We start from the raw sequence: 20,691 nt of genomic DNA, 5'->3' as shown, positions 1-20,691 counted from the left end.
TGCCGTTCAGCTGCGCAGCAGGGCCAGCAGGCTTGTGTCGGCATAGCCGTCGGGCGTGACGCCGCGGGCGCGCTGGAAGGCCTTGATCGCCTCGGCCGACTGACTGCCGAGCTTGCCGTCCACCCCGCCGGTGTCGAAGCCCTTGGCCATCAGCAGGCGCTGGATCTCGGCCTTTTCGCTGGTCGAGAGCGTGCGGTCGCCGCGCGGCCATGACCCTTGGATGCCGGGGCGGCCGGCGATGGATTCGCCCAGGTAGCTGACGGCCAGGGCGTAGCTGTCCGAGGCGTTGTATTTCAGGATGGCGCGGAAGTTTTCCGTGATCAGGAAGGCCGGGCCGCGCGATCCGGCCGGGACCAGGATCGAGCCCGAGGGCACCGCGCTGCCGTTGCGGGTGCGCACGCCCATGGCCGCCCATTGGCTGCCCGAGCGCTGCACCGCCTTGCCGGCGTTGTTGAAGTCGAAGTCGGGCGGCAGGATGACCTCGGTCCCCCAGGGCTGGCCGGGGCGCCAGCCGTTCTGACGCAGGTAATGCGCGGTCGAGGCCAGCGCGTCGGTCGGATCGTCCGACCAGATGTCGCGGCGGCCGTCGCCGTTGAAATCCACCGCATGCGCCAGGAAGGACGAGGGCATGAACTGCGTATGCCCCATGGCGCCGGCCCAGCTGCCGACCATATGCGCGCTGTCCACGTCGCCCGACTGGATGATGCGCAGCGCCGAGACCAGCTCGCCGGCGAAGAATTCGCCGCGCCGGCCGTCATAGGCCAGCGTCGCCAGCGCCGGCACGATGCGGGTATTGCCGCGATTGGCGCCGAAGTTCGATTCCATGCCCCAGACCGCCAGCACCACCTCGCGCGGGACGCCATAGCGCGATTCGATGGCGGCCAGCGTCGAGGAATATTGCGCCGCCTTGCTGCGGCCGGTGGCGCCGCGCGTGCCGATGGCGCCGTCGAGATAGTCCCAGACCGGTTTGGCGAATTCGCTCTGCTTGCGGTCGAGCGCGATCAGGCTGGGCATGAAATGCGCATCCGCCATGGCGCGGTCGAAGGTCGCGCCCGAGATACCCGCCGCGAGCGCGCGGGGGCGGAAGCTGGCCACCCAGCTCTGGAAGCCCGCCTCGCTGCCCTGGCCGTTCGCCGTGGGCAGGCCGCCGAAATTGCCGCCGGGGGCGCCGGGCGTGCGGTTCATCGACACCCCGCAGCCGGCCAGGCCGGCAATCAGGATCGCGCCAAGGGCGATGCGGGAAATCCGTCTGGTCATGCTGCCTGTCCGCTCTGCTTGTTCTGGTTGCGGGCCAGTCTAGCGGCGGCGGCGGGCGATGGATAGTCAATCCTCGCCGTAAAGCGGCTCCATCTGCGCCACGATCACCGCGTTCTCGGCCAGGGCGCGGTCCATCAGGGCGCGCTCTTCCTCGGGGATCTCATGGCCCTCGGCCAGGCGCTCGTCGATGCTGCCGTGGCCGGTGACCTCGATCGGGGCCAGGCCCGCCTGCTTCAGGATGGCGACGGTTTCGCGCACCGCCTCGTCCTCGTCCTTGCCCGAGGCGTAGCAGACCAGCGCGGCGCCCGTCGCGCCTTCCGGCAGGCCGTCGTCCCTGGCGCGGCCGACCTCGACCAGAAGCGTATAGACCTGCTGGGTCATGGCTTTCCCTTCCTGCGGTTTTGCCGTCATATCGCCCGAAACCAAGGAGGGGACAATGAGCAAGAGCCTGCGCCGCGTGCAATCAGCCCTGGAGGCCGCCGGCCTGGCGGTCGAGATCCGCGAGACCGACGACAGCGCCAGCACCGCCGAGGGCGCGGCGGCCGCGGTCGGCTGCGCGGTCGACCAGATCGCCAAGTCGATCATCTTTCGCGGCGAGGCCTCGGGCCATGTCGTCCTGTTCCTGACCGCCGGCGGCAATCGCGTCGATCCGGCCAAGGCCACGGCGCTGGCCGGGCAAAACCTGGGCAAGGCCGATGCCGAGCTGATCCGCGCCGAGACCGGCTTTGCCATCGGCGGCGTCGCCCCGGTCGGTCACCTGAACCGGATCGAGGCCTGGCTGGACCCGCGCCTGCTGGATTTCGAACAGGTCTGGGCGGCGGCGGGCACGCCGCGCCATGTCTTTGCCATCGCCCCCGCAGACCTGCTGCGGCTGACCGGGGCCACGACGGCCGATTTCACCGCCTGATATGAAAAGGGGCGGGATCGACCCGCCCCGTTTTCGCTAGCCGGCCACCGCTCGGTAGAGCCAGATCAGCACCACCGCGCCGATCAGCCCGGCCACGCCCTGCGCCAGCCAACTGCCGGCCTGCGCGTTCAGGCCCACGAGACCCAGGAGCGCGTTGCCGACCACGGCCCCGACGATACCCAGGATGACATTGAGAAAGACCCCGGTGTCGGCCTTCATGATATTGCTGGCGATCCAGCCCGCGAGACCGCCGACGATGATCGCGGCAATCCAACCCAAACCCTGCATGTGAAACTCCGCTTGCTGCTGAGGCTGCGGAATTGAACGCGGGCGGGGCGGATCGGTTTCACATCGGATTCACGCCAGGGTGAATCCGATGCAGGCGCGCAACAGCTCAGTCGCGCAGCAACTCGTTGATCGAGGTCTTGGAGCGGGTCTGCGCATCGACGCGCTTCACGATCACCGCGCAGTAAAGGTTCACGCCGTTCTTCGACGGCAGCGAGCCCGCGACCACGACCGAACCGGCCGGAACCTCGCCATACATCACCTCGCCGGTCTCGCGGTCGACGATCTTGGTCGACTTGCCGATGAAGACGCCCATGCCCAGGACCGAGCCCTCGCGCACGATGCAGCCCTCGACCACCTCGGAACGGGCGCCGATAAAGCAGTTGTCCTCGATGATGGTCGGGCCGGCCTGCATCGGCTCCAGCACGCCGCCGATGCCGACGCCGCCCGACAGGTGGACGTTCTTGCCGATCTGCGCGCAGCTGCCGACGGTGGCCCAGGTGTCGACCATGGTGCCCTCATCGACATAGGCGCCCAGGTTCACGAAGCTGGGCATCAGCACCACGCCCTTGGCGATATAGGCCGAGCGGCGCACGATGCAGTTCGGCACGGCGCGAAACCCGGCCTCGCGCCAGCGGTTCTCGCCCCAGCCAGCGAACTTGCTGTCCACCTTGTCCCACCAGGTGCCGTTCTGCGGGCCGCCCGGCTGCATCTCCATGTCCTTCAGCCGAAAGCCCAGGAGCACCGCCTTTTTCGCCCATTGGTTCACATGCCAGTCGGCGCCACGCTTTTCGGCGACGCGCAGCGCGCCCTTGTCCAGCGCCTCGAGCGTCGCCTCGATGGCGTCGCGGGCCTCGCCCCTGGTGGCCGGGGTGATCTGGTCGCGGATCTCCCAGGCGGATTCGATGGCGGCTTCAAGGGCGTCATTCGACATGGTCTGGCCTCTCTCGGGATGGAAACTCGTGCCCAAGGGCTATAAGCCGAGGGCTGCGGCCGTGCAATGTACGGCGACCCGTGCCAGAGGTTTGGATGATGGACGAAGAAGAGCGCAGCCACCCCTTCCGCGACAGCCAGCAGGACGTGGCAGCGGCGCGCATCACCCCCGACACGCCGCAGACCCGCGCCCCGGCCTATCGGCTGGCCTTCACCGATACCGAATTCATGCTGCGCGAGGAGCTGCGCCCGGTGCGGCTGCAGCTGGAGCTGCTGAAGCCGCAGATGATCATGGACGCGCGCGGCATCCGCTCGACCGTGGTGATGTTCGGTGGCGCGCGCATCCCGGCGCCGGCGGAAAGGGACAGCGCCCGCACCCCGGAACTGGCGGCGCTGTCGCGCTATTACGACGAGGCGCGCAGCTTTGCCCGCCAGATGACCGAGCGCAGTCTGGAAAGCTATGGCGCCGAGAACGTCATCTGCACCGGCGGCGGCCCGGGCGTGATGCAGGCCGGCAACATGGGGGCATTCCAGGCCGGCGGAATCTCGATCGGCCTGTCCATCGTGCTGCCGCATGAACAGGCGCCGAACCAATATGTGACGCCCGACCTGTGCTTCAACTTCCACTATTTCGCGATCAGGAAGATGCATTTCCTGATGCGCGCCAAGGCGGTGACGGTGTTCCCCGGCGGCTTCGGCACGCTCGACGAGATGTTCGAGGCGCTGACCCTGATCCAGACCGGCCGCATGGCGCGGGTGCCCTTCATCCTGTTCGGCCGCGAGTTCTGGCACAAGGTCATCAACTGGCAGGCGCTGGCCGAGGCCGGCACCATCAGCCCCGAGGATCTGGAGCTGATCAGCTTCGTCGAAACCGCCGAGGAAGCCGTCGCGATCATCGACAACTGGGTCGTGCCCTGCCCCTGAGGCAGGTCACTTCGGCCACCAGGCGACGAAATCATTCGGCCCGACGCTGACAGGCGGCCCGCCGGCGCGGCGCTGCACCTCCTCTGCCGCGGCCAGCGCCGCGCCTTCGCGATAGATCGCATAGGTCAGCTCGGGCCGCATCTCGGGCTCGGGCTGGTCCTCGACCGCGCGCACGACGATGGTGCCCAGCTTCAGGGCGCGCTGGAACGCCTCGTCGTCGCCATACATCGCGTTGAGGAACTTGATGACCTTGGCGCGGAACACGGCGCGGTCCTGCGGCCCGTCGGAATCCTCGACGGCGGATTTGGTCGGTGCGACGCGCCGGGTCTCGCCCTGTGTCGCCTCGCGGGCATGGCCGATGCCCTCGTGGCCCAGCTGCACGTCGGCGCTGGCAGCGGCGGATTCCTCGACCGGCGGGATCTCGGCCTCGGCCGCGGCGATGGTCGGGCCGGCGGCGTCGCCGGGACGGAGCTGCGGCGCGGCGGCGGGTCCGGCGCGGCTTTGGATCGGGTTGGCGAGAGGGATCATGGCATACCTGGCGACTCATTGACGGAATGCCGCATCATAACCCGAAAGCCGCGGTTTTCAGCCGCGCCTCCCGGGATAAATGCGTAAAACCTTAATGGTTATAGAGGGTTGCCGGGTTGTCAGGACGGCAAGCCGGATCTTCTTGCGTGTCGCCGGAGATTGCATTCCGGCAAGCGGCCGAGCCATCACCGGCCGGCACCCTGTCGCTCACGACTTGGACGACTGAGATCGAGCGAATGACGGCTCTCGACTCGCTGGTCTGGGACACATCCCCGGCGCGATCCGTCGCACCGGGGTTTGCCGTGCCATAAAACCCATTCTGCCGCGTAGCGCAGCCGGGGATTGGTCTGTCTATTCTGCTAGTGGGCTAGTTCAGTAGCAAGCTAGAGTGCTAGCAAAGATAGTATCCAGTGCATGATGTTGTTTATAAGCATTTGTTATCAGGGTCTGCACCAGGTGGAACTGCGCATTTCTTACCCAAAAGAGGCACTTCCACCACGACAAGGCAGCATTCAATTATACCTGCCGCGCTTCCATCCAGATGTTTTTGGATGGCAGAATCTGAAGCGAAGGAAACCGTCACATTATCGGCTTCCTTGGCTCCATATTCAGAAGGGTTAGTGCGAATTTTTATCTTCCCATTCTTTCTTGAACTCATCAACCGATTTTGCCATTGACTCCCCCATGGAAAAAACAAGGTGCTATCAAGAATACACTAAAACACAAAAAGCTTTCCTTTTCACATCTTCACCGCGCGTCAGATCGGCAGGCGGAATTCCTATCCTGCGGGACCGCATGAGCCGCGCGCCCCTCGGCGCAACGAAACTTCCTGGTTGCCGGCAGCAGGACTCGGCGATCTGGCGGCCGGGTTGTCGGGCATGCAGGCGTCAATGCGCCGCCCTGGGCCGCGCGGCAAGCCCATGAAACCCCTCGCCTTCCGCTTGCTTGCAGACCATTTGCGCCAAGCCTCAAGCCCCCGCAAAAGCCAGCCGGCACCGGAAGTCGCCGCCAAGCCTCGGCGCCTTGCAGGACCTCGTCGTTGCGCGAAGCTCGGGACCAGCCGCAGCCTTCGGCTCCCGCTATTCGCGGTGATAGGGGCTGCCGGCCAGGATGGTGGTGGCGCGATAGATCTGCTCGGCCAGCATGACCCGCACCAGCATATGCGGCCAGACCATGCGGCCGAAGCTGACCGCCAGGTCGGCCCGCGACCGCAAGCCGGGGTCGATCCCGTCCGTGCCGCCGATCACGAAGGCCAGGTCGCGCGCCGCGTCGCGGAAGCCGGCGATGCGGGCGGCGAATTCGGGCGAGCTGAGCATCTGCCCGCGTTCGTCCAGCACCACCAGCGCGGCACCGTCGGGGATGGCCCTGGCCAGCAGCGGCGCCTCGGCCGCCATGCCGCCGCCGCGCTTGTCCTCGACCTCGACCAGGTTCACCGGCGGCAGGCCAAGCGCGCGGCCCGCCTTGGCGTGGCGGTCAAGGTAATCGGCGATCAGGCTCGCCTCCGGTCCCTGCCGCAGCCGCCCGACCGCGGCAATGACCATGCGCATGGCTCAGTTCTGGGGCTTGCGGGCCGCTTCCTCGGCGGCGTGGTCGGCGCGCAGCCGGTCCAGCGTGGCCGAGCGCAGCGCGTCGGCGGGCATCCACATCTTTTCCAGCTGATAGAATTCGCGGACCTCGGGGCGGAAGACATGGACGATCACGTCGTCGGTGTCGATCAGCACCCAGTCGCCGGTTTCCTTGCCTTCGACGCGGGCCGAGCGGCCAGTCTGTTCTTTCAGGCGCTCCACCAGCTTTTCGGCGATGGCGGCCACCTGGCGCGCATTGCGACCCGAGGCGATCACCATGTGATCGGCCATGGCCGAACGGCCGCGCAGGTCGATGGTCACGACATCCTCGGCCTTGTCGTCGTCGAGAGAGGCAAGAATGCGGTCCAGCAGCTGATCGCTGGTCAGCCCGGGCTCCGCGGTGGTCGCTGCCGGCACAGGGGCCGACGGGACGGTATTGGACAGGGGTTCATCCTCCGGTCAACGCGCCGTTCACCCCCGGCGCCGGGCCCTTTCAATGTAGCACGGAATCGCGCCCGCTCAATGCGGGGGCGCAGGAATTCTGGGCGGGTTCGCATAAAGACAGGCGGAAACCGGCAGATTTCCCCAGGGATCGGGGCAGCGCACCAGGCCCGAGCTCCAGGCCAGCCGGGGGTGGTCCAGCCGCACCAAGTGCCGCGCGCGCTCCATCGGCGTGTCGGCCAGATAGACCGCCAGGGTGAAAATTGCCACGCAGATCAGCGGGATCACCCGCAGGACGATGCGAATCAGCATGCCCGATCCTTTCCCTCAGTTCCGGGGGCAAGATAGAGGCCAATGCTCAACATGGAATTAACAGCCGCGTGTGACGATGTTGAACGCGGGCCAAAACCGGCGTATGACTGCCGACATGCAAGGATTCGTCTATTTCGATATCCATGACCGCGCCCGCCTGCCCGGCCGGTTCTACGGCGAAAGCCTGTCCGTCACCGCGCGACTTTGACGGGTGGCGGCGCCTGCGCGCGCGCCAGGTCCAGCGGACCACCAGCGATTTTCCCTAGCTACTCTTTCGGAAAGAGACAGCCATGACTGGCAAGACCAATGCGGGCGCGCCCCGCACCCTGTATGACAAGATCTTCGACGCCCATGTGGTGGACCGGCAAGAGGACGGCACCTGCATCCTCTATATCGACCGCCACTTGGTGCATGAAGTGACCTCGCCCCAGGCCTTCGAGGGGCTGCGCATGGCCGGCCGCAAGGTCCATTCGCCCGAGCGCACCATCGCCGTGCCGGACCACAACGTGCCCACCACCGCCGACCGCGTGAACGGGATCGAGAACCCCGAGGGCCGCATCCAGGTCGCCGAGCTGGACAAGAACGCCCGCGAATTCGGGCTGAACTATTACCCGATGAGCGACATCCGCCAAGGCATCGTGCATATCGTCGGCCCGGAACAGGGCTGGACCCTGCCCGGCATGACGGTCGTTTGCGGCGACAGCCATACCGCGACGCATGGCGCCTTCGGCGCGCTGGCGCATGGCATCGGCACCTCGGAAGTCGAGCACGTCCTGGCGACGCAAACGCTGATCCAGAAGAAATCCAAAAACATGAAGGTGGAGATCACCGGCAAGCTGCGTCCCGGCGTCACCGCCAAGGACATCACCCTGGCGGTGATCGGCAAGACCGGCACCGCCGGCGGCACCGGCTATGTCATCGAATATTGCGGCGAGGCGATCCGCGACCTGTCGATGGAAGGCCGCATGACCGTCTGCAACATGGCGATCGAGGGCGGCGCCCGCGCCGGCCTGATCGCGCCGGACGAAAAGACCTTCGCCTATTGCATGGGCCGCCCGCACGCCCCGAAGGGCGCCGCCTGGGAGGCCGCCGTCAGCTGGTGGAAGACGCTGTTCACCGACGAGGGCGCGCATTGGGACAAGGTCATCACCATCCGCGGCGAGGACATCGCCCCGGTGGTGACCTGGGGGACCTCGCCCGAGGACGTGGTGGCGATCACCGACAAGGTCCCGGCCCCCGAGGATTTCGAGGGCGGCAAGGTCGAGGCCGCGCGCCGCTCCCTCGACTACATGGGCCTGAAGCCCGGCACGCCGCTGAACGAGGTCAGGATCGACGCGGTCTTCATCGGCTCCTGCACCAACGGCCGGATCGAGGACCTGCGCGCCGCCGCAGGCATCCTGAAAGGCAAGCACCTGGCGCCGGGCGTGCGCGGCATGGTCGTGCCCGGCTCGGGCCTGGTGCGCCTGCAGGCCGAGGAAGAGGGTCTGGACAAGATCTTTACCGACGCCGGCTTCGAATGGCGGCTGGCGGGCTGCTCGATGTGCCTGGGCATGAACCCCGACCAGCTGGCGCCGGGCGAGCGCTGCGCCGCGACCTCGAACCGCAATTTCGAGGGCCGCATGGGCCGCGGCGGCCGCACCCATCTGATGTCGCCGGTGATGGCGGCGGCGGCGGGGATCGCGGGTCACCTGACCGACGTGCGCGAACTGCTGGCGGAAACCGTCTGATGCCTGCGGGCGGGGTCTTAGCGGCCCCGCCTCAGCAGCATCAGGGCGTTGATCGCGATCAGCACCAGCCCGGCGTTCTCGAACCAGAAGTTGAACTTGAGGTTCGCGAAATCCAGGCTGAGGAGCCTGTCGACATGATGGAAACCCACCGCGCGCACCAGCACGAAACCGCACAGCACGGCCAGCCCGACCAGGGCCAGGCCATTGCCGCGCATGTGCCCGCGCAGGGATTTCGTCGCCCAGAGCAGCGCGCCCGCCACGCCCAGCACCAGCCCGGCGATGAAGGCCAGCTGCACCAGCCAGCGGTTGTCGTACCAGCCCTGGGCATGGGCCATGCAGCGCCCGGTGGCGGTCAGCGCGGTCTGCAGGTCGAGCTGCTTGTTGAGGGCCAAGGCCGCCATCAGCACCGCGATGGCCAGCCACAGCCCGCGCGCCGCGCGGGCGGGGCGGCGGCGCAGCACGGCAATCGCCAGCGCCAGGCAGGCCAGATAGGACAGCACCGTCAGCCAGCCGGTGATCTCGGGGTCGCCGATCTGCGGCGTCCAGTCGCGCGCAATGCAGGCACGCAGGGCGGAAAGGCTGGAAAAACCGAAAAACATCAGCGAAACCCGTATGCACATGGCGCCGCGCGCCGGACGGGTCTCGGTTAACGGGGGCTGCGCCCCCAAGTCAATTCTGCGAGGATCAAGAAATGGACAAGTTCACCACCCTGACCGGCATCGCGGCCCCCATGCCGCTGGTCAATATCGACACCGACATGATCATCCCGAAACAGTTCCTGAAGACGATCCACCGCTCGGGTCTGGGCAAGAACCTGTTCGACGAGATGCGCTTCAACCCCGACGGGACCGAGGTGCCGGATTTCGTGCTGAACCAGCCGGCCTGGCGCGACAGCCAGATCATCGTCGCCGGCGACAACTTCGGCTGCGGCTCGTCGCGCGAACACGCGCCCTGGGCGCTCTTGGATTTCGGCATCCGCTGCGTGATCTCGACCAGCTTCGCCGACATCTTCTACAACAACTGCTTCAAGAACGGCATCCTGCCCATCGTCATGCCGCCCGAGGTGGTGGAGGTGCTGATGGAGGACGCCCGCAAGGGCGCCAATGCCCGCATGACCGTGGACCTCGAGAACCTGACCGTGACCACCTCGGACGGGCAGAGCTTCCCCTTCGAGCTGGACCCCTTCCGCCGTCACTGCCTGCTGAACGGGTTGGACGACATCGGCCTGACCATGGAAAAGGCCCCGTCGATCGACGCCTATGAGACGCAGATGGCCCAGAGCCGGCCTTGGGTCTAAGGGCGCTCGCCCTTGCCTTGGCGGTCGCTGCCCTGCCGGCGGCGGCCGCGCCGTTGCGCATCGCCACCTACAGCCCCGACCTGTCGCGCGACGGGCCGGGGCTTTTGCTGCGCGATCTCGGCCGCGAGGATGCGCAGGTCGCCGCCGTCGTCGCCGTGCTGGCCGAGACCCGGCCCGACGTGCTGCTGCTGACCGATTTCGACTGGGACTATGAGGACCGGGCGCTGGACGCCTTTGCCGCCCGGCTGGCACAGGCCGGGCTGGATTATCCGCATCGCTTCGCCGCCCGGCCGAACAGCGGCATGGCGACCGGGCTGGACCTGGACGCGGACGGGCGGCTGGGCACGGCGGACGATGCCCAGGGCTTCGGCGAATTCACCGGCCAGGGCGGCATGGCGATCCTATCGCGCCACCCCATCGGTCCGGTGACGGATTACACGGATGTGCTGTGGCGCGACCTGCCCGGCAATCTGATGCCCAAGCTGCCCGAGGATGTTCGGGCGCTGCGCCGGCTGTCCTCGACCGGGCATTGGGACGCGGTGGTGACGGTGGCGGGCCGGCCGCTGCACCTGCTGGCCATGTCGGCCACGCCGCCGGTCTTCGACGGGCCCGAGGATCTGAACGGCCGCCGCAATCATGACGAGCTGGCCTTCTGGCTGGGCCACCTGCCCGATGCGCCCTTCGTGCTGGCCGGGAACCTGAACCTGGATCCCCAGGACAGCGAGGGCCGGCCGCAGGCGCTGGCGCAGGTCATGGCCCATGTCACCGACCCCCTGCCCCGCAGCGCCGGCGGCGCGGCGGCCAGGGGCGGCGTCAACGACAGCCACAAGGGCGACCCGGGCCTCGATACCGGCGACTGGCCCGACGACAAGCCGCCGGGCAACCTGCGGGTGGATTACGTGCTGCCCGCGAAGGGGCTGAAGATCACCGATTCGGGCGTGTTCTGGCCGGCCGAGGGGCCGCTCGCCAAGGCGGCGCTGACCGCTTCCGCACATCGCCTGGTCTGGGTGGAGCTGGACTGGCCATGACCCAATTCGACGATGCCGACCGCGACACGCTCGACCGCATCCTGCGCTGGCGCCGCGACATGCGGCATTTCCGCACCGACCCGGTGCCCGAACCCTTGCTGGACGAACTCCACGCCGCGATGGAGCTCGCGCCCTCGGTCGGCAATTCCCGGCCCTGGCGGGTGATCCGCGTCGAAAGCCCGGACCTGCGGGCCGAGATCCGCGCCGATTTCCTGCGCTGCAATGCCGAGGCCGCCGCGGGCTATCAGGGCGAGCAGCGCCGCGCCTATGACGCGCTGAAGCTGGCCGGGCTGGACCGGGCGCCGGTCTGGCTGGCGGTCTTTACCGACACGAGCCCTGCCGAGGGCCACGGGTTGGGCCGCGCCACCATGCCCGCAACGCTGCACCAGTCCACCGCCATGGCGATCCATACGCTGTGGCTGGCGGCGCGGGTGCGCGGGCTGGGGCTGGGCATGGTCTCGATCCTGGACCCGGCGCATGTCGGCCTGCTGCTGCAGGTGCCCGAGGGTTGGGAGTTCACCGCGCTTCTGTGCCTCGGCTGGCCCGAGTTCACCGACGACACGCCGCTGCTGCATCGCACCGGCTGGCAGGCCAATACCGCGCCGGGCTGGCAGAAACGCTAGGCCCCGCCGTGGTCGCGGCGGGGCCCGTTTTCTGGGGACGGCGGCTTACTGCTGCGGCGCGGGCGGCGGGCCCATCGGCTGCCCATTCACGCTGATCTGGCCGCCTTCCGGCATCTGGATGTCCCAGACCGCATCGCCGCCCTCGCCCGGCTTCGACATGGCGCGGGCCATGCGCAGCATCATCAGCGGCTGCGCGGCCTCGTCCTGCGGCGCGGCGGCCAGCGCCGATTCCAGCGTGTCGAGCCCGCTGGCCGAGACCAGCGCCGCGCCCACCGGCGCCGCGCCCGGACCGACCGCCACATCGGCGCGATAGTCGATCTGGTAGCCGTCGCCCTTGATCTGCGAGGGCGCCAGTTTCAGCATCGCCTTGCCGCCGGGCAGCAAGGCCTGCTGCATCTGCTCGGGCGACAGCCTGGCCAGCGGCTCCTCGGCATTCAGATCGAAACTTTCGATCAGCAGCTTTGCCGGCGCCGCCAGGTCGAAGTCCGAGGCGGCGAAGTCCAGCGACACCTCTTGCGGCAGGATCGGCGCGACCCAAGGCGGCAGCACGCCCTCGGGCACGGTCAGGCCGGAAAGCACCAGCTTCTCGGCCAGCCGCCCGTCCGGCACAGCACCGCTGAGCCCCAGGCCCAGCGTGGCCGAGGCCAGGCCGAATTCGCCGATGGGCGAGCCGATCTTCATGTCGCGGATCGCCATCTCCAGGCTCAGGTCGTCCCACAGCGGCATGGCGGCGGCCAGCCGGTCGCGCAGCCCGTCCTGCGACTGCTTGATCTGCGCCTCGGACGGATGGGCAACGAACCAGGCCAGAAGCGACAGCATGCCATCCGAGCGCGCGCCGGCCATCAGCCCCTTGCCGTCATAGCCGGGGGCCGACACCTCGATCAGCATCGGCGCGCCGCCGGGGCCGGACATCAGTTCCTGGCTTTGCTTCAGGTCGGTGGCGGTGAACGTCATCGCCTGGTCCACGCCGCCCGCCTTGCCGGCGGTGCCGGTCATTTCGACCTCCATCCGCGCCGTGGTCTGGTGGTCGCGCGAGACGACCTGCGGCGCGGCATCCGGCGCGGGCGCGACGGGCATGCCGTCCGGCCCCACCGCTTCGGGCGGGGCATATTGCACGGAATCGATGACGTAATCGGTCATCACCGCCTTCTGCTCGCGGAAGCCCTTCAGCGCCGCGTCCCAGGTGCCGGTGGATTGCACCTTGGCGGTGCCCTTCTGCTCGAACATCTTCGGCACCACCACCGACCAGCTGAGCACCTGGTCCTCGCTGACGCCCCAGCTGCCGTCGCCATTGTCGGTCAAGGCATAGGTCAGGGGCGAGACGGTGATCTGCGCTTTGGCATCCGGCACCTGCGCCAGAAGCGGCGCCGGGTCGATCTTCAGCTGGTAGCTGTCGCCCTGCGGGGTGACGCTGACCACGCCCTCGGTCGCGCCCAGGTAGGTCTGCAGGACGCCGGTCAGCCGCGCCGCGCCCTCGTCGGTCGCCGGCACCGCCCAGGCGGCCGAGACCGGCCCCAGCGCCAGCAGCGCCACAAGTCCTTGTCTGAAATGGATCATGAATATTCCTCTCGCACGCAGGCAAAGCCGTTCAACGTCGTCAGATGAGCCGATTCCGGCCTAGAACTCCACCCCCGGCTGGGCCTTGATGCCGTCGCGGAACGGATGCTTCACCATCTCCATCTCGGTCACGAGATCGGCGGCGGCGATCAGTTCCGGCTTCGCATTGCGCCCGGTCAGCACGACATGGGTCATCGGCGGCTTTTCGTCCTGCAGAAAGCCCAGCACCTCGTCCAGGTCCAGGTAGTCATAGCGCAGCGCGATGTTGATCTCGTCCAGCAGCACCATGCGGATTTCGGGGTCGCGGATCAGTTCCTTGGCCTTGTCCCAGCCGGCGCGGGCGGCGGCGATGTCGCGGGCCTTGTCCTGCGTCTCCCAGGTGAAGCCCTCGCCCATGGCGTGGAACTGGCACAAATCGCCGAAATGCGTGGTCAAGAGCCGGCGCTCGCCGGTGTCCCAGGCGCCCTTGATGAACTGCACCACGGCGCAGGGCATGCCATGGGCGATGCAGCGCAGGATCATGCCGAAGCCGGACGAGGACTTGCCCTTGCCCTTGCCGGTATGGACGATGATCAGGCCCTTTTCGCCCTGCTTTCCGGCCATCATCCGGTCGCGGGCGGCCTTGACCTTGGCCATCTTCTGGGCGTGGCGGGCGTTGTCGTCGGTTTCCATCGGGACTCCTTTGCTTGACAAGCGGGGGCCGGCAGCGCAGAGCATGAGGCGCGCCGGTTCCTGTCCTATGACAGGTGAAAAGGGAATGCGACGGGTGAAAGCCCGAAAGCAGCCGCCCCCGCGACCGTGACCGGAAAGGTCGCCCGATGCCACTGGCCCGCAAGGCCGGGAAGGCGGGCGCCCGTGGGCGATCAGCCCGAATCCGCAAGCCGGGAGACCTGCCGCGCAACGAAGGATTGACCGGCGGACGGGGTGTTCCTGCTGGGGTTCGGGCGCCTGCGCCCTGCCTCATGCCGCCATGACCAGGGGACTTGAGGCATGACCGTGACGCTGCATGTCTGCATCACCTGCCGCGCCGGCGAGCCCGTCGTCGACGGCCAGCCCGTGCCGGGACAGCGCCTGATGGCGGCGCTGCTGCGCCACCCCGATCCGGCGGGCGTGGTGATCCGCCCGGTCGAATGCCTGTCCGCCTGTTCGAACGGTGCCGCCATCGCGCTCTCCGGCCCCGACCGCTGGACCTATGTCTATGGCCGCATGGAGGCCCAGGACGCCGCCGAGATCCTGCAAGGCGCCAGCGCCTATGCCGCCACGCCCGACGGCATCGTGCCATGGCGCGAGCGCAGCCCGATTTTCCGCAAGCGCAGCATCGCGCGCATTCCTCCCCCCTTGGCCTCCCGACTGGATGAATCATGACCGACCTGACCAAGACCCCCGTCACCGTCATCACCGGCTTCCTGGGCGCCGGCAAGACCACGCTGATCCGCCACCTGATGGCGAACCCGCAGGGCAAGCGGCTGGCGGTGCTGGTCAATGAATTCGGCACCATGGGCGTCGATGGCGAGATCCTGAAATCCTGCGCCGATGCGAATTGCCCCGAGGAGAACATCCTCGAGCTTTCGAACGGCTGCATCTGCTGCACGGTGGCCGACGACTTCATCCCGACGCTGGAAAAGCTGATGGCGATGCCCGCGCGGCCCGACCACATCCTGATCGAGACCTCGGGCCTGGCGCTGCCGAAGCCGCTGCTCAAGGCCTTCGACTGGCCGGCGATCCGCTCGCGCATCACCGTGGACGGGGTGGTCGCGCTGGCCGATGCCGAGGCCGTGGCCGCCGGCCGCTTCGCCCCGGACGAGGCCGCGGTCGCGGCCCAGCGTGCCACCGATCCCGGCCTGGACCACGAGACGCCCTTGTCCGAGGTGTTCGAGGACCAGATCGCCTGCGCCGATATCGTGCTGCTCAGCAAGGCCGACCTGGCAGGCGCGGACGGGCTGGCCGCCGCCCGCGCGGTGATCGAGGCCGAAACCCCGCGCCGCCTGCCGATCCTGCCCTTGACCGACGGCATCATCGACCCGCGGCTGATCCTGGGCCTGGCGGCGGCGGCCGAGGACGACCTCGCCGCCCGCCCCAGCCATCACGACGGCGCCGATGACCACGAACACGACGATTTCGATTCGGTGGTGATCGACCTGCCGGAAATCGCAGACCCCGCCGATCTGGCCGCCCGCATCCAGCGGCTGGCGCGCGAGCAGAAGGCGCTGCGGGTCAAGGGCCATGTCGCCGTCGCCGGCAAGCCGATGCGCCTGCTGGTGCAGGCGGTGGGCGAGCGCGTGCGCCATCAGTTCGACCGGCCCTGGGGCGATCGGCCGCGCCTGTCGCGCCTTGTCGTCATCGCCGAGCATGACGACATCGACGAAGCCGCGATCTGGGCGGTTCTGGTGGGTTAGATGCACGTCGTTTTCCGCGAAAGCCGGGGGCTCGAGGAAACCGAGACCCCCACCGATCCCGGCCAGACCCCGGCCGATCTGGTGGTGCTGTCCTATTCCGACAGCGACCTCGGCGCCTTCGCGGCCGGCTGGCATCGCGCCCAGGGCGGCCTGCCCGCGCTGCGGCTGCTGAACATCTCGGCGCTGCGCCACCCGGTTTCGGTCGATCAATATGCCGATGCGGTGCTGTCCCATGCCCGCGCCGTGCTGGTGCGGCTGATCGGCGGCGAGGCCTATTGGCCCTATGGCATCGCCACGCTGCAAGACCTGGCCCGCCGGCAGGGCATCGCGCTGGCGCTGCTGCCCGCCGACGGCCGCCCCGATCCGGTGCTGGAGCGGTTCTCGACCCTGCCGGGCGAGACGCTGCGCAGCCTGTCGGCGCTTTGCGACCAGGGCGGCGCGGTGGCGGCGCAGATGGCGCTGGCGGAACTGGCGCGGGCGGCGGGGCTGGACGCCGCGCCGGTCGCCGGCCAGCCGCAGGTGCCCGACTTCGGCTTCTACGACCCCGACCGGGGCGTGACCGACCGGCCCGAGCCCGGGGTGCTGGTCAGCTTCTATCGCAGCTACCTGACCAGCGCCGACCTCGGCCCGGTCGATGCGATGATCCGGGCGCTGCGCGCGGCGGGCCTGCCGGCCAGCGGGGTCTTCGCGCCCTCGCTGAAGGCGCCGGGCTTCGCGGCCTGGCTCGCGCCGCACTTGGCCGATACGCGGGCGGTGGTGAACCTGACCGCCTTTTCCGCGCGCGACGATGCCGGCGCCACGCCCTTCGACGCGGCGGATTGCCCCGTGTTCCAGGTCGCGCTCTCGACCGCTACGCGGGACTTGTGGGCCGCCGAGGATCGCGGCCTTTCCGCCGCCGATCTTGCCATGCATGTCGTGCTGCCCGAGGTCGACGGCCGCATCTTCCTGGGCGCGATCAGCTTCAAGGCGGCCCAGCCGCGCGATCCCGACCTGCAATTCGCCCGCCTGGTCCACGCCCCCGACCCGGTGCTGGTCGCGCAGGCGGCGGCGCGGATCCGGGCGCGGCTGGCGCTGCCCGCGGCGCGGCGGGCGGTGGTGCTCTCGACCTATCCCGGCAAGGCGCATCAGCTGGCCCATGCGGTCGGGCTGGACGCGCTGGCATCGGCGGGCGCCATGCTGGGCCTGGACCACGCCGGGCTGGCGCACAGGCTGCTGACCGAGCGCATCGACTGGCCCGCTGCCGACTACCGCGCCGCGCTGGCGACCCTGCCGCAGAGCCTGCGCGACGATCTGCATGCGGCCTGGGGCCCACCGCCCGAGAGGCTGGGTTTCGCCGCCATCCGCCACGGCGCCGACCTGATCGCGCTGCAGCCCGAACGCGGCGCGGTACAAACCCGCGCCGACGACTACCACGACCTCGGCCGCACCCCGCGCCACGAATACGTGGCCTTTTACCTGTGGCTGCGGACCCAGGCCGAGGCCCTGGTCCATATGGGCGCGCATGGCACGCTGGAATGGCTGCCGGGCAAGTCGGTGGCGCTGTCGCCGGCCTGCTGGCCGCAGGCGCTGCTGGGCGACCTGCCGGTCGTCTATCCCTTCATCGTCAACGATCCGGGCGAGGCGGCGCAGGCCAAGCGCCGGCTTTCCGCGGTGACGCTGGGCCACCTGCCGCCGCCGCTGGTCGCGGCCGAGATGCCGGAGAACCTGGCGCATCTGGAACGGCTGCTGGACGAATATTCGACCGCCGACGGGCTGGACCCGCGCCGCCGCGACCGGCTGATCGGCGCCATCCGCGACGAGGCGCGCGCGGCGGGCGTCGAGGCCGACCTGGGCCTGCCGCCCGCCGCCGCCGCCGCCGAGGCGATCCCGTTGATCGACCGCTTCCTCTGCGATCTCAAGGACAGCCGCTTCGGCGACGGGCTGCACGTCTATGGCGCCGCGCCGGGCGAGGCGCAGGGGCTGGCCCGCGCGCTGGCCGGGCGGCCGGTCGCGCCGGGCCCGTCGGGTTCGCCCGCGCGGGGCCGGCCGGATGTGCTGCCGACCGGGCGCAACCTGTTTTCCGTGGACCCGCGCGCCGTGCCCAGCCGAAACGCCCATGCCCAGGGGGTGAAGCTGGCCGAGGAGCTGCTGCGCCGCCACCTGCAAGACCACGGCGACTGGCCGCGCGGGCTGGTCGTCGACCTGTGGGGCAGCGCCACCATGCGCACGGCGGGCGAGGAATTCGCCATGGCGCTGCATCTGGCGGGGCTTGCGCCGCGCTGGGATGCGGGCTCGGGCCGGGTCGCCGGCGTCGAAGTGGTCCCGCTGGCGGAACTGGGCCGGCCGCGCATCGACCTGACGCTGCGGGTCTCGGGCCTGTTTCGCGACATCTTCCCGGGTCTCGCGCAGCTGTTCGAGACTGGCGCCGCCGCGCTGGCCACCCGCGACGAGGCGCCCGCGGACAACCCTTACCTGGCGCGCGCCCCCCGGGTCTTTGGCCCGAAGCCCGGGCTCTATGGGATGGGCATCGGCGATCTGGCCGAGACCTTCACCGCCGAGGCGCGGGCAGCGGCGGGCGAGGCCTGGCTCGCCGCATCCTCGCATGCCATCGGCGCCGACGGGCGCATCTCGCACCGGTCGCAGGCGCTCCGCGACAGGCTGGCCGGGGCCGACGCCTTCGTCCATGCCCAGGACCTGCCGGAATCCGACCTGCTGCTGGCCGCCGATTATGCCGCGCATGAGGCCGGTTTCGCCGCCGCCATGGCGCGGATCGGGGCCGCGGTCCCGGCGCTTTACCATCTGGACGCGACGCGGCCCGACGCACCGCGCGCCCGCACCCTGACCGAAGAGATCGCCCGCGTCACCCGCGCCCGCGCCGCCAACCCCGCCTGGGCCGACGGCATGATGCGGCACGGCTTTCGCGGCGCGGCCGAGATCGCGGCGACGCTGGACCATATGGCGGCCTTCGCCAATCTGGCGGGGGTGGTGCCGGGACATCTGTTCGACCTCTATCATGCCGCGACGCTGGGCCGGCCCGAGGTGGTGGCGTTCATGGCGCGGGAAAACCCGGCCGCGCTGGACGCAATGCGGGCGCTGTTCGCGCGGCTCTTGGAGGCGGGCCTCTGGGTCAGCCGGCGCAATTCGGTCCTGGGGGTGGCATGAGCTTTCAGGTCAAGGGCTGGTGTCCCGGCGCGCTGCGGCCGATGCAATCGGGCGACGGGCTGGTCCTGCGCATCCGGGCGCGCAATGGCCGGCTGGCGGCGGATCAAGTGCAGGCCATCGCCGACCTGTCCTGGAGCCACGGCAACGGGCTGATCGACCTGACCAGCCGCGCCAACCTGCAATTGCGCGGGCTGGACGCGGCCGGCCATGCCAAGGCCGTCGCGGCGCTGGCGGCGCTGGACCTGCTGGACGCCACGCCCGAGGCCGAGGCGCGGCGCAATGTCATGCTGTCGCCGCTGGCCCCGCTGGGCGGCGCGGCCTGGGCCGAGGCCGCGCGGCTGGCCGCCCTGCTGACCGCGCCCGACGCCCCGGCGCTGCCGGGCAAGTTCGGCTTTGCCGTGGACGAGGCCGCGCCGGTGCTGGCGATGGCGCCGACCGATGTCCGGCTGATCCCCGGCCCCGGCGGCTGGCGCTGCTGGCCCGAAGGCGCCGACTGGTCGCTGCCGGGCGGGGCCGAGACCGCGCTGGCGCTGGCGCGCTGGTTCGTGGTGCAGGGCGGCATGCGCGACGGGCGCGGCCGCATGGCGGCGTTGGCGGCCCGCGTGCCGCCGCCGCCGGGCGCCGTTCCGGGCCCGCGACCGCGGCCTGCCGCGCCGCCGCAGCCCGGCGCGAGCCTTGGCGGCTGGCTGATCGGCTTCGCCTTCGGGCAGGTCACGGCGGCGCAGCTGGCCCGGATCGGCGCGCCGGTGCGGCTGACGCCCTGGCGGATGCTGCTGGTGGAATCCGACGCGCCGGTCCGGCTCGCCGGGGCCATCGAGGCCCCGGACGACCCGCTGCTGCGCAGCCACGCCTGCACCGGCGCGCCCGGCTGCCCGCAGGCCCTGGCCGATGTGCGCGCCCTGGCCCGCCGGCTGGCGCCCAAGCTCGGCGGCACGCTGCACGCCAGCGGCTGCGCCAAGGGCTGCGCGCGGCAAGGCCCGGCCTCGGTCACGCTGGTCGCGGTCGGACCGGACCGCTTCGACCTGATCCGCGACGGCACGCCGTCCGATCCGCCGGCGGCGCGGCAGCTGAGCGCGGCAGAGATCCTGCGCTTGCCCGATTTCGCGCCGCGTGCCATCCCCACGAAAAACCAGGGCCCGACCATGCATCACTACGAAACCGACGGCGCCGCGATCTATCGCCAGTCCTTCGCCACCATCCGCGCCGAGGCAAAGCTGGCGCGCTTTTCCCCCGAGGAAGAGCCGGTCGTGGTGCGCATGATCCATGCCGCCGGGCTGGTCGGGCTGGAACGCGACGTGCAATTCTCGGCCGGCATGGCCGAGGCGGCGCGGGCGGCGCTGGCGGCTGGCGCGCCGATCCTTTGCGACGCGCGCATGGTCAGCGAGGGCATCACCCGCCCGCGCCTGCCCACCGCGAATCGCGTGATCTGCACCCTGCACGACCCGCGCGTGCCCGAACTGGCCGCGCACATGGGCAATACCCGCAGCGCGGCGGCGCTGGAGCTGTGGCGCGACGACCTTGCCGGCGCCGTGGTCGCCATCGGCAATGCGCCGACGGCGCTGTTCCACCTGCTGAACATGCTGAAGGACCCCGCCTGCCCGCGGCCGGCGGCGATCATCGGCTGTCCGGTGGGCTTCGTCGGCGCCGCCGAATCCAAGGAGGCGCTGATGGCCGACCTGCCGGCGCCGGCGCTTGTCGTGCGCGGCCGCCTGGGTGGCTCGGCCATCACCGTCGCCGCCGTCAACGCGCTGGCCAGCCGGAAGGAATGAC

At 69.7% G+C, this 20,691-nt stretch carries 21 protein-coding genes, 1 pseudogene and 1 riboswitch; of the genes and pseudogenes, 11 read left to right on the top strand and 11 right to left on the bottom strand.

Features of this window, described 5'->3' with window-relative positions:
• Positions 1-6: 6 nt before the first annotated feature.
• Both E3D03_RS07380 and E3D03_RS07375 read right to left on the bottom strand, forming a co-directional pair.
• Positions 7-1,257, bottom strand: coding sequence for a lytic murein transglycosylase (locus E3D03_RS07380; RefSeq protein ID WP_263566425.1), 1,251 nt, complete (start codon positions 1,255-1,257; stop codon positions 7-9).
• Positions 1,258-1,323: 66 nt separating this feature from the next.
• The gene (locus tag E3D03_RS07375) at positions 1,324-1,638 is read right to left on the bottom strand and encodes a hypothetical protein (RefSeq protein ID WP_172823737.1); all 315 of its coding nucleotides are present in this window, start codon (positions 1,636-1,638) and stop codon (positions 1,324-1,326) included.
• A 55-nt stretch (positions 1,639-1,693) separates the two neighbouring features.
• On the opposite strand from E3D03_RS07375, the gene E3D03_RS07370 reads away from it, so the two are divergent.
• Positions 1,694-2,164: a YbaK/EbsC family protein gene (locus tag E3D03_RS07370; RefSeq protein ID WP_263566424.1), complete on the top strand. Its 471-nt coding sequence runs from the start codon at positions 1,694-1,696 to the stop codon at positions 2,162-2,164.
• Between the two features lie 36 nt (positions 2,165-2,200).
• Here E3D03_RS07370 and E3D03_RS07365 read toward each other — a convergent pair whose 3' ends face one another.
• Both E3D03_RS07365 and dapD read right to left on the bottom strand, forming a co-directional pair.
• Entirely contained in the window at positions 2,201-2,452 is a 252-nt protein-coding gene (locus E3D03_RS07365) for a GlsB/YeaQ/YmgE family stress response membrane protein (RefSeq protein WP_062561382.1), read from the bottom strand.
• Between the two features lie 106 nt (positions 2,453-2,558).
• Positions 2,559-3,383, bottom strand: a complete 825-nt coding sequence (dapD, locus tag E3D03_RS07360) for a 2,3,4,5-tetrahydropyridine-2,6-dicarboxylate N-succinyltransferase (protein WP_263566423.1) — start codon at positions 3,381-3,383, stop codon at positions 2,559-2,561.
• Between the two features lie 95 nt (positions 3,384-3,478).
• Between dapD and E3D03_RS07355 the strand changes: the two genes are divergently transcribed.
• Positions 3,479-4,306 (top strand): TIGR00730 family Rossman fold protein, encoded by an 828-nt coding sequence (locus E3D03_RS07355; RefSeq protein ID WP_411969803.1) that lies wholly within the window; start codon positions 3,479-3,481, stop codon positions 4,304-4,306.
• Positions 4,307-4,312: 6 nt separating this feature from the next.
• Here E3D03_RS07355 and E3D03_RS07350 read toward each other — a convergent pair whose 3' ends face one another.
• The 4 genes from E3D03_RS07350 to E3D03_RS07335 form a co-directional block, all read right to left on the bottom strand.
• A complete protein-coding gene (locus E3D03_RS07350; protein WP_263566422.1) occupies positions 4,313-4,834 on the bottom strand; it encodes a hypothetical protein in 522 nt (173 codons plus the stop codon).
• A 1,079-nt stretch (positions 4,835-5,913) separates the two neighbouring features.
• Positions 5,914-6,381 carry a 23S rRNA (pseudouridine(1915)-N(3))-methyltransferase RlmH gene (rlmH, locus tag E3D03_RS07345; protein WP_263566421.1) on the bottom strand — a complete coding sequence of 156 codons (468 nt, stop codon included), beginning with the start codon at positions 6,379-6,381 and terminating at the stop codon, positions 5,914-5,916.
• Positions 6,382-6,384: 3 nt separating this feature from the next.
• Positions 6,385-6,816: a ribosome silencing factor gene (gene rsfS, locus E3D03_RS07340; RefSeq protein ID WP_017998745.1), complete on the bottom strand. Its 432-nt coding sequence runs from the start codon at positions 6,814-6,816 to the stop codon at positions 6,385-6,387.
• 102 nt (positions 6,817-6,918) lie between these two features.
• Positions 6,919-7,152, bottom strand: a complete 234-nt coding sequence (locus E3D03_RS07335) for a hypothetical protein (RefSeq protein ID WP_263566420.1) — start codon at positions 7,150-7,152, stop codon at positions 6,919-6,921.
• A 290-nt stretch (positions 7,153-7,442) separates the two neighbouring features.
• On the opposite strand from E3D03_RS07335, the gene leuC reads away from it, so the two are divergent.
• Positions 7,443-8,879 carry a 3-isopropylmalate dehydratase large subunit gene (leuC, locus tag E3D03_RS07330; protein WP_263566419.1) on the top strand — a complete coding sequence of 479 codons (1,437 nt, stop codon included), beginning with the start codon at positions 7,443-7,445 and terminating at the stop codon, positions 8,877-8,879.
• Positions 8,880-8,896: 17 nt separating this feature from the next.
• Here leuC and E3D03_RS07325 read toward each other — a convergent pair whose 3' ends face one another.
• Positions 8,897-9,478 (bottom strand): hypothetical protein, encoded by a 582-nt coding sequence (locus tag E3D03_RS07325; RefSeq protein ID WP_263566418.1) that lies wholly within the window; start codon positions 9,476-9,478, stop codon positions 8,897-8,899.
• A gap of 92 nt (positions 9,479-9,570) precedes the next feature.
• On the opposite strand from E3D03_RS07325, the gene leuD reads away from it, so the two are divergent.
• The 3 genes from leuD to bluB are packed head-to-tail and all read left to right on the top strand — an operon-like array spanning position 9,571 to position 11,827.
• On the top strand, positions 9,571-10,176 hold the full coding sequence (gene leuD / locus E3D03_RS07320) for a 3-isopropylmalate dehydratase small subunit (RefSeq protein WP_062561389.1): 606 nt from the start codon (positions 9,571-9,573) through the stop codon (positions 10,174-10,176).
• Positions 10,177-10,193: 17 nt separating this feature from the next.
• Positions 10,194-11,204 carry an endonuclease/exonuclease/phosphatase family protein gene (locus E3D03_RS07315; RefSeq protein ID WP_263566417.1) on the top strand — a complete coding sequence of 337 codons (1,011 nt, stop codon included), beginning with the start codon at positions 10,194-10,196 and terminating at the stop codon, positions 11,202-11,204.
• The gene (gene bluB, locus E3D03_RS07310; protein ID WP_263566416.1) at positions 11,201-11,827 is read left to right on the top strand and encodes a 5,6-dimethylbenzimidazole synthase; all 627 of its coding nucleotides are present in this window, start codon (positions 11,201-11,203) and stop codon (positions 11,825-11,827) included. Before E3D03_RS07315 ends, bluB begins: the two co-directional genes overlap by 4 nt.
• A 45-nt stretch (positions 11,828-11,872) precedes the next feature.
• Here bluB and E3D03_RS07305 read toward each other — a convergent pair whose 3' ends face one another.
• Positions 11,873-13,384, bottom strand: coding sequence for a YdgA family protein (locus E3D03_RS07305; protein WP_263566415.1), 1,512 nt, complete (start codon positions 13,382-13,384; stop codon positions 11,873-11,875).
• Positions 13,385-13,444: 60 nt separating this feature from the next.
• On the bottom strand, positions 13,445-14,056 hold the full coding sequence (gene cobO, locus E3D03_RS07300) for a cob(I)yrinic acid a,c-diamide adenosyltransferase (protein ID WP_263566414.1): 612 nt from the start codon (positions 14,054-14,056) through the stop codon (positions 13,445-13,447).
• A gap of 37 nt (positions 14,057-14,093) precedes the next feature.
• Positions 14,094-14,297, top strand: a riboswitch (cobalamin riboswitch).
• Between the two features lie 77 nt (positions 14,298-14,374).
• Here cobO and E3D03_RS07295 point away from each other — a divergent pair.
• The 5 genes and pseudogenes from E3D03_RS07295 (at position 14,375) to E3D03_RS07275 (ending at position 20,690) form a co-directional block, all read left to right on the top strand.
• Positions 14,375-14,749, top strand: a complete 375-nt coding sequence (locus E3D03_RS07295) for a DUF1636 domain-containing protein (protein WP_263566413.1) — start codon at positions 14,375-14,377, stop codon at positions 14,747-14,749.
• On the top strand, positions 14,746-15,780 hold the full coding sequence (cobW, locus tag E3D03_RS07290; RefSeq protein WP_263566412.1) for a cobalamin biosynthesis protein CobW: 1,035 nt from the start codon (positions 14,746-14,748) through the stop codon (positions 15,778-15,780). The genes E3D03_RS07295 and cobW overlap by 4 nt, the downstream gene beginning before the upstream one ends.
• On the top strand, positions 15,781-18,921 hold the full coding sequence (cobN, locus tag E3D03_RS07285) for a cobaltochelatase subunit CobN (RefSeq protein ID WP_263566411.1): 3,141 nt from the start codon (positions 15,781-15,783) through the stop codon (positions 18,919-18,921).
• Positions 18,918-19,145, top strand: a pseudogene (locus tag E3D03_RS21315) (precorrin-3B synthase); the annotation flags it as partial. The gene cobN and the pseudogene E3D03_RS21315, both read left to right, overlap by 4 nt.
• A gap of 918 nt (positions 19,146-20,063) precedes the next feature.
• A complete protein-coding gene (locus tag E3D03_RS07275) occupies positions 20,064-20,690 on the top strand; it encodes a precorrin-8X methylmutase (RefSeq protein WP_263566494.1) in 627 nt (208 codons plus the stop codon).
• Position 20,691: the final 1 nt, after the last annotated feature.

It is taken from the genome of Paracoccus sp. DMF (assembly GCF_004407025.1).
GTDB lineage: Bacteria > Pseudomonadota > Alphaproteobacteria > Rhodobacterales > Rhodobacteraceae > Paracoccus > Paracoccus aminovorans_B.
Note: the sequence above shows the minus strand (reverse complement) of the source record. Positions and strands in the feature narration are given on the sequence as shown.